Genomic DNA, 7,093 nt, shown 5'->3' with positions numbered 1-7,093 from the left:
CCATGGCCACGCAGACCGTGACACCGGAGACGACGATCGCGCGGCCACTGGTCGCGGCGGCGATCCTGAGGGCCGTCCGCGCGTCATGGCCGGCCGCCTCCGCACGCGCTCCCCGCGCTGCTGGACGCGGCCCGGGGGCGTACCGACCTGCGTCCGGCGGTGCTGGAGTTCGCGGGGCCGCGGGCCCTGTGGCTGGCGCGGCTGAACCAGGACTGGCGGTTCGCCCTGCGCTCGGCACCGGGCGGTGGAGCGGCCCTGCCGCCCGTCGATGACGACGACCGGATTCAGCAGCTCTGGCAGGAAGGCCTGTTCGCCGAACGGGTCGCCCTTCTCTCCGCCCTGCGCTCCCGCGAACCGGCCGCCGCACGCGAACTGCTCGCCGCGACCTGGACGACGGAACGGGCCGAGGACCGGCTGATGTTCCTCGACTCCCTGCGCGCGGGCCTGGGCCCCGACGACGAGCCGTTTCTGGAACAGGCACTGGCCGACCGCAGCCGCAACGTCCGGGCGACGGCGGCGGAGCTGCTGTCGGCGCTGCCCGGTTCGGCGCTCGCCGCGCGGATGGCGGTCAGGGCGGAGGCGTGCGTGGCCGTCGACCACACACAGACACCCCAGGCCGCACAGACAAACCAGGCAGCACAGACAGGCCAGGCAGCCCAAACTGCCCAAGCCACTCAGATCACTCAGACCGCTCAGACCACCCCGACGATCGCCGTCGAAGCACCGCACGAATGCGATCCGGGCATGGAGCGCGACGGGGTGGTGGCGAAGGCCCCGGCGGGACGGGGAGAACGGTCCTGGTGGTTCGGCCAGTTGGTCGAGGCGGCACCGCTCGGGACCTGGTCGCGGCGGCTGGGCGGGCGGACACCCCGGGAGATCGTGGCGCTGCCGGTGGCGGACGACTGGCAGGGCGAACTGCACGCGGCATGGTGCCGGGCGGCGGTGCGCCAGCGGGACGCCGAGTGGTCGCGTGCGCTGCTCGGCGAGCCCTCGGCGCCGGAGGCGGGCGGCCCGGGCGCGGTGTCCCTGGCCGAACGCGCCAAGCTGCTCGGCACGCTGGGCGCCGCCGAACGGGCCGAGTGGGTGGCCGGCTTCATCGCGACGCACGGTCTGTCCGAGGCCTTTCAGCTGCTCGGGGTGTGCGCGGTGCCGTGGTCCGGGCCGCTCGGCCGGGCGGTGGTGGACGCGCTCAACATCGCTCGGGACGCGGGGAGTTATCCATGGAGTTTCAGCGGGGTCATGGGCCTGGCCGAGCGCTGCCTCGACCCGTCCGAGGCCGGCCGCCTCGACGCCCTGCTGGCCGTACCGGACGAACCGGAGAACGCGTCACCCGGAGCCGGCGGCTACTGGGCGGAGGCCTTCCAGCGCCTGGTCACGACCCTGCGGCTGCGCGCGGCGATGGCGGAGGAACTGGGCGCGCCGTAACCCCGCACGGCCCCGACGACTGCGCACGGAACCGGCCCCGGCCGACAACAGGCCCACCAGCCCCGACCTCAGGCCCGGCCCCAACCGCGACCCCGACCCCGACCCCGACCCCGACCAGCCGAACCCGTCCCGGCCCCACCGCCGGAGGCCTACGCCCCGGCCGGCTGGCGTACGTTCGTCCGGACCCACTCCACGATCGACGTCGTCGTCGCGCCGGGCGTGAAGATCTCCGCGACGCCCTTCTCCTTCAGCAGAGGAATGTCCGCCTCGGGGATGATCCCGCCGCCGAAGACCAGGATGTCCGCCGCGTCCCGCTCCTTGAGCAGCTCGATCACCGCCGCGAAGAGCGTGTTGTGCGCGCCGGAGAGGATGGACAGCCCGATCGCGTCGGCGTCCTCCTGGATCGCCGTGTCGACGACCTGCTCGGGAGTCTGGTGGAGACCCGTGTAGATGACCTCCATACCGGCGTCACGCAGGGCCCGCGCGATCACCTTGGCGCCGCGATCGTGGCCGTCGAGCCCCGGCTTTGCCACCACTACGCGGATCGGACCGGCTGCCACACCCATCACTGCCTCCATGAAGCGAATACATCCATCCGTACCGACAAGTACCGCACACATCGGGCACGCCGTACACGCCGCACCGCACGGACACCCCGCCCCGCATCGTCCGGGCAAGTGAACGAACGTTATCTCCAGGATCCCGCAACCGGCAGTTTCGCGCTGCGGACCGAGGGGGAAATCACACGATGGGACAAGCGCAAGGGGAGCCGCGACGAGGTCGCCGTACCGCCGCCGCACCCACCACGCACAGCGGCGGTACGGCACTTCGGCGAAGACACGCAGGGCAAGCACCGCACGTACGGCACGTACCGCACGCAGGGGACCACTGGCGCCACACACGCCACACGCAACACTCAGGCCCCACGGCACACGCGGCTCAGGCCGCTCACGTGGTCATCGCCGGCCGTCTTCGCAGCAGCTTTCCACGAGGGCACACGGGGGGCGGAGCCGTCCTCCCGTGCGCCGACAGGAGGTCGGCCATGAAGGTCACCGGGGCTGCTCTGCCCTTTCTCCCGCTCTGCCGGCGCCTGCTGCCGAGCCGGCTGACGGGACTCTCCCTGGCCCTTCTGAAGGCCACCGCCCTGGAGATCGCGATCCTGGCCGGGCATCTCCTCCTCTATCCCTCGGGCATCACCCAGGAGCGACGAACCCCCGCCCCGGCACTGCCCGCGACGGACGGTGCGGCCCAACTGCCCACGGAGGCCAAGCCCCCGGTCCTCCTGCTGCATGGCTTCATCGACAACCGCTCGGTCTTCGTCCTGCTGCGCCGCAGCCTCGCCCAGCACGGCAGGCAGCAGATCGAGTCCCTCAACTACTCGCCGCTGACCTGCGACATACGCGCCGCGGCCGAGCGGCTCGGCCGGCACATAGAGGAGATCTGCGAGCGCACCGGGGCCCGGCAGGTCGATGTCGTCGGGCACAGCCTCGGCGGCCTGATAGCGCGTTACTACGTGCAGCGGCTCGGCGGTGACGCCCACGTCCGGACCCTCGTCACCCTCGGCACGCCGCACTCCGGCACCCGAGTCGCGCCCCTGGCCGACGCGCACCCCATCGTGCGCCAGATGCGCCCCGGCTCACCGGTGCTCGAGGAGCTCACTCGGCCCGCCCCTGACTGCCGTACGCACTTCGTCAGCTTCTGGAGCGACCTGGATCATGTGATGGACCCGCTGGAGACGGCCCGCATCGACCATCCCGATCTGACGGTGCAGAACGTGCGGGTGACCGGCATCGGCCATCTCGCCCTGCCCGTGCACCCCGCAGTCGCCAACGGAATACGGCAGGTTCTCGACACGGCCCACCCGGGTGAACCGTCCGTCGATCACACCGGCGGCCTCACGGTGGCCTGACAACGGCCCCGACCGATGCGCGCATCGCATCGAAATGTCGAACAAACTTCGAACACAAAGCCAAACCCGCGCCCGCCGTCCGCCAAAACACGGCCGAATGCCCGTTTCATGCGCGCGCGAAACCTGCCGAAGATTGTCGTGCCCGCGTACCGCCGGGTACAGTCGCCGCACTGCTCTGGCAGCCCCTGTTGTCGAGGCGAAAGAGAAGTTGGTGAACGACCGTCACCCGTCGGGGACCATGCCCCCGGCTCCGGCTTCCGAGGCCGCCTCGGCGCACTACGCGTCGTACGGCACCCAGGAAGCCCAGTACGGCGACTTCACCACGTACGGCGACTACGCCGCCACCGGATTCGACGCCACCGGCGCCCACACCACCGGTACGGACGGCGCCGGTTTCGATGCCACCGGCCACGCCACCGCGAGCTTCGCCAGCGACCCCCTCTTCGGCAACCTCCCGGGCAGCGGCCCCGACACGGGCACGTACGACACAGGTCACTGGCACACGGGCACGCACGAGAACCCGCACTACGACGCGTACGCGGCCCAGCACCACGCCGCCTACGACACCGGTGTCTACGACACGACCTCCTGGGCGGCCCAGCAGCAGCCGCTGTCGGTCATCCCGCCGCAGGCCACGTCCCCCGACGCCACCGGCCAGTGGGACAGCGGCGCCTGGCTCCAGCCCGACCAGTCCGGCAATCCGGCCGACCAGACCCAGCAGTGGGAATGGGGCACGCAGGCCTTCGACACCGGCACCTACGACGCCACGCAGTGGAACTCCGACGGCTCCGCCGCGCCGTCCCCCGACGGGTACGAGCAGCACGCGGACGCCTTCCACCAGCACGAGACGGCGACGTTCGAGCACATCGGCTACGACGAAGCCGGCGGGGCCGCCTACGACGACCCCGCCACGGACGGCGGTGAGCCGGCCGCCACCGGCGAACTGCCCACCGTCGCCCCGCTCCTGGACGGCCAGGAAGAGGTCGGCCCGCGCACCGCCGCACGGGCGGCCTCGCGCGCCGGGTCCCGCTCCCGCCGCCGCACGCCCCCCAAGCGCTCGGCGCTGCTGACCATCGCGGTGCCCTCGGCGTGTGTGATGGGCGTCGCGGGGATCGCCGCCGCCTCCGTCGGCAGCCTCACCGAGGACAGCGCCGCGGAGGCGCAGACGACCGCGGCGGACGCGCAGCCGGTGCAGCCGGCCGCCGCCAACAACAAGCTGGACACACAGCTCAAGAGCCTCTCCGCCGGAGCCGACGACTTCGCCGACCGGGCCAGCCGTACGCAGGAACGTATCGACCTCAAGGCTCAGCAGGCGGCCGAGCGGAAGCGGGCGGCGGAAGAGGCGGCCCGCAAGGAGCGGCTGCGCCCGAAGTTCGCCATGCCGGTCGCCCGCCACGGACTCAGCGCCCAGTACGGCCAGTCCGGCATCAACTGGATGTCCCTGCACACCGGCATCGACTTCCCCGTCTCGTACGGCACGACCGTGATGGCCGCGACCGACGGCACCGTCCGCACCCAGTGGAACAGCGCGTACGGCAACATGCTGATCCTGACCGCGAAGGACGGCACGGAGACGTGGTACTGCCACCTCTCCACCTACACGGTCCCCTCCGGTACGAGCGTGAAGGCCGGCGATCCGATCGCGCGCTCCGGCAACTCCGGCAACTCGACCGGCCCTCATCTGCACTTCGAGGTGCGTCCGGCCGGCGGCTCGCCGATCGACCCGCTCCCGTGGCTGCGCAGCCACGGCGTCGACCCGACGTAACGTCCCGGCAGCCCCCGCCGGTCCAGCCCCCGCCGGTCCGGCCGGCGGAGGCTCACCTCACAGGACTACCTCACCTCACAGGACCACCGCCGCACCGGGCTACAGCTTCTGCACCGGCGCGTACCGCAGCAGCAGCCGCTTGGGCTTGGTGTCCCCGAAGTCGATCGTCGCCTCGGCGTTCCCACCCGTGCCCTTGACCGCCACGACGGTCCCGAGCCCGAACTGGTCGTGCGTGACCCGGTCCCCGACCACGAGCGACACCGCCGGCTTCTCGGAGGTGCGGCGTGTGGCGAAACCGGAGGCTCCCGACGCCGACGAACGCGAACGGGACGACGACAGCGAGGCCGCCACGGCGGAGACCGGTCCGGAGGACGCGGGCGCGGTCGCACCGGTCCGCTTCCACTCCAAGTGGGTCGGCGGGATCTCCTCCAGGAACCGGGAGGGCGGGTTGTACGACGGCTGGCCCCAGGCGCTGCGCAGGGTGGAGCGCGTCAGATAGAGCCGTTCCCGCGCGCGCGTGATGCCCACATACGCCAGGCGCCGCTCCTCCTCCAGCTCCTTGGTCTGGCCGAGGGCGCGCATGTGCGGGAAGACGCCGTCCTCCATGCCGGTCAGGAAGACGACCGGGAACTCCAGGCCCTTGGCGGTGTGCAGGGTCATCAGGGTGATGACGCCGTCGCCGTCCTCCTCGTCGGGGATCTGGTCGGAGTCGGCGACCAGCGCGACCTTCTCGAGGAAGTCGGCCAGGGTTCCCTGCTCGTCCTCGCCGCGCTCCTGCTCGAACTCCATGGCGACGGCGGCGAGTTCCTGGAGGTTCTCGATCCGGGTCTCGTCCTGCGGGTCGGTGGAGGCCTGCAGCTCGGCGAGGTATCCGGTGCGCTCCAGGATCGCCTCCAGCACGGTGGCGGGCCCGGCGCCGGACTCGACGACCGTACGGAGGTCCTCCATCAGCGTGTTGAACCGCTTGACGGCGTTGGTGGAGCGCGCGGCCATGCCGTACGCCTCGTCGACGCGCTTCAGCGCCTGCGGGAAGCTGATCTTCTCCCGCTGGGAGAGGGCGTCGATCATCGCCTCGGCGCGGTCGCCGATGCCCCGCTTGGGCACGTTGAGGATCCGGCGCAGCGGCACCGAGTCCTCCGGGTTGGCCAGCACGCGCAGGTAGGCCAGGACGTCCCGGACCTCCTTGCGCTCGTAGAAGCGGACGCCGCCGACGACCTTGTAGGGCAGGCCGACGCGGATGAAGATCTCTTCGAAGACACGGGACTGGGCGTTGGTGCGGTAGAAGACGGCGACGTCGCCCGCCTTCGCCTCGCCCGCGTCGGTGAGGCGGTCTATCTCGTCGGCGACGAACTGCGCCTCGTCGTGCTCGGTGTCGGCGACGTAGCCGGTGATCTGCGCGCCCGTGCCCGCGTTGGTCCACAGGTTCTTGGGGCGGCGGGACTCGTTGCGCTCGATGACCGCGTTGGCCGCGCTCAGGATCGTCTGCGTGGAGCGGTAGTTCTGCTCCAGCAGGATCGTCGTCGCGTCCGGGTAGTCCTCCTCGAACTGGAGGATGTTGCGGATCGTCGCGCCGCGGAAGGCGTAGATCGACTGGTCGGCGTCACCCACCACGCACAGCTCGGCGGGCGGCAGGTCGTCCGCGCCGGGCGGTACGTCGACGGGGTGCTCGGAGGTGCCCACGAGCTCCCGGACGAGGGCGTACTGGGCGTGGTTGGTGTCCTGGTACTCGTCCACGAGGACGTGGCGGAAGCGGCGGCGGTAGTGCTCGGCGACGTCCGGGAAGGCGCGCAGCAGGTTGACCGTCGTCATGATCAGGTCGTCGAAGTCGAGGGCGTTCGCCTCACGCAGCCGCGACTGGTACATCGCGTAGGCCTGGGCGAGGGTCTTCTCGAAGCCGTCGCCGGCCTGGGCGGCGAAGTCCTCCTCGTCGATCAGCTCGTTCTTCAGGTTGCTGATCTTGGCGCTGAAGGACTTCGGCGGGAAGCGCTTGGGGT

4 protein-coding genes and 1 pseudogene are annotated in these 7,093 nt (G+C 71.3%); 3 read left to right on the top strand and 2 right to left on the bottom strand.

Translation table 11 applies throughout. The annotated features are described in order from the left end of the window. Positions 1-96: 96 nt before the first annotated feature. Positions 97-1,425 (top strand): annotated as a pseudogene (locus tag ACFTZL_RS37860) (DUF5691 domain-containing protein); the annotation flags it as partial. 149 nt (positions 1,426-1,574) lie between these two features. Here ACFTZL_RS37860 and ACFTZL_RS37855 read toward each other — a convergent pair. After that, positions 1,575-1,991, bottom strand: a complete 417-nt coding sequence (locus ACFTZL_RS37855; RefSeq protein ID WP_184591296.1) for a cobalamin B12-binding domain-containing protein — start codon at positions 1,989-1,991, stop codon at positions 1,575-1,577. Positions 1,992-2,467: 476 nt separating this feature from the next. On the opposite strand from ACFTZL_RS37855, the gene ACFTZL_RS37850 reads away from it, so the two are divergent. Both ACFTZL_RS37850 and ACFTZL_RS37845 read left to right on the top strand, forming a co-directional pair. Then, a complete protein-coding gene (locus tag ACFTZL_RS37850) occupies positions 2,468-3,334 on the top strand; it encodes an esterase/lipase family protein (RefSeq protein WP_382592851.1) in 867 nt (288 codons plus the stop codon). Between the two features lie 97 nt (positions 3,335-3,431). Then, entirely contained in the window at positions 3,432-5,099 is a 1,668-nt protein-coding gene (locus ACFTZL_RS37845) for a M23 family metallopeptidase (RefSeq protein ID WP_382592848.1), read from the top strand. 99 nt (positions 5,100-5,198) lie between these two features. Here the strand turns inward: ACFTZL_RS37845 and ACFTZL_RS37840 are convergent. Then, positions 5,199-7,093: 3'-5' exonuclease (locus ACFTZL_RS37840; RefSeq protein ID WP_382592845.1), on the bottom strand; the 1,895-nt coding region annotated here is incomplete at its 5' end.

This window comes from Streptomyces sp. NPDC056948 (genome assembly GCF_042674225.1).
Lineage (GTDB): Bacteria > Actinomycetota > Actinomycetes > Streptomycetales > Streptomycetaceae > Streptomyces > Streptomyces purpurascens.
Note: the sequence above shows the minus strand (reverse complement) of the source record. Positions and strands in the feature narration are given on the sequence as shown.

Excerpts from the sequence above, each read along its gene's own strand:
- ACFTZL_RS37850 (WP_382592851.1), top strand. The coding sequence starts at position 2,468 with ATGAAGGTCACCGGGGCTGCTCTGCCCTTTCTCCCGCTCTGCCGGCGC.
- ACFTZL_RS37845 (WP_382592848.1), top strand. The coding sequence starts at position 3,432 with ATGCCCGTTTCATGCGCGCGCGAAACCTGCCGAAGATTGTCGTGCCCG.
- ACFTZL_RS37855 (WP_184591296.1), bottom strand. The coding sequence starts at position 1,991 with ATGGGTGTGGCAGCCGGTCCGATCCGCGTAGTGGTGGCAAAGCCGGGG.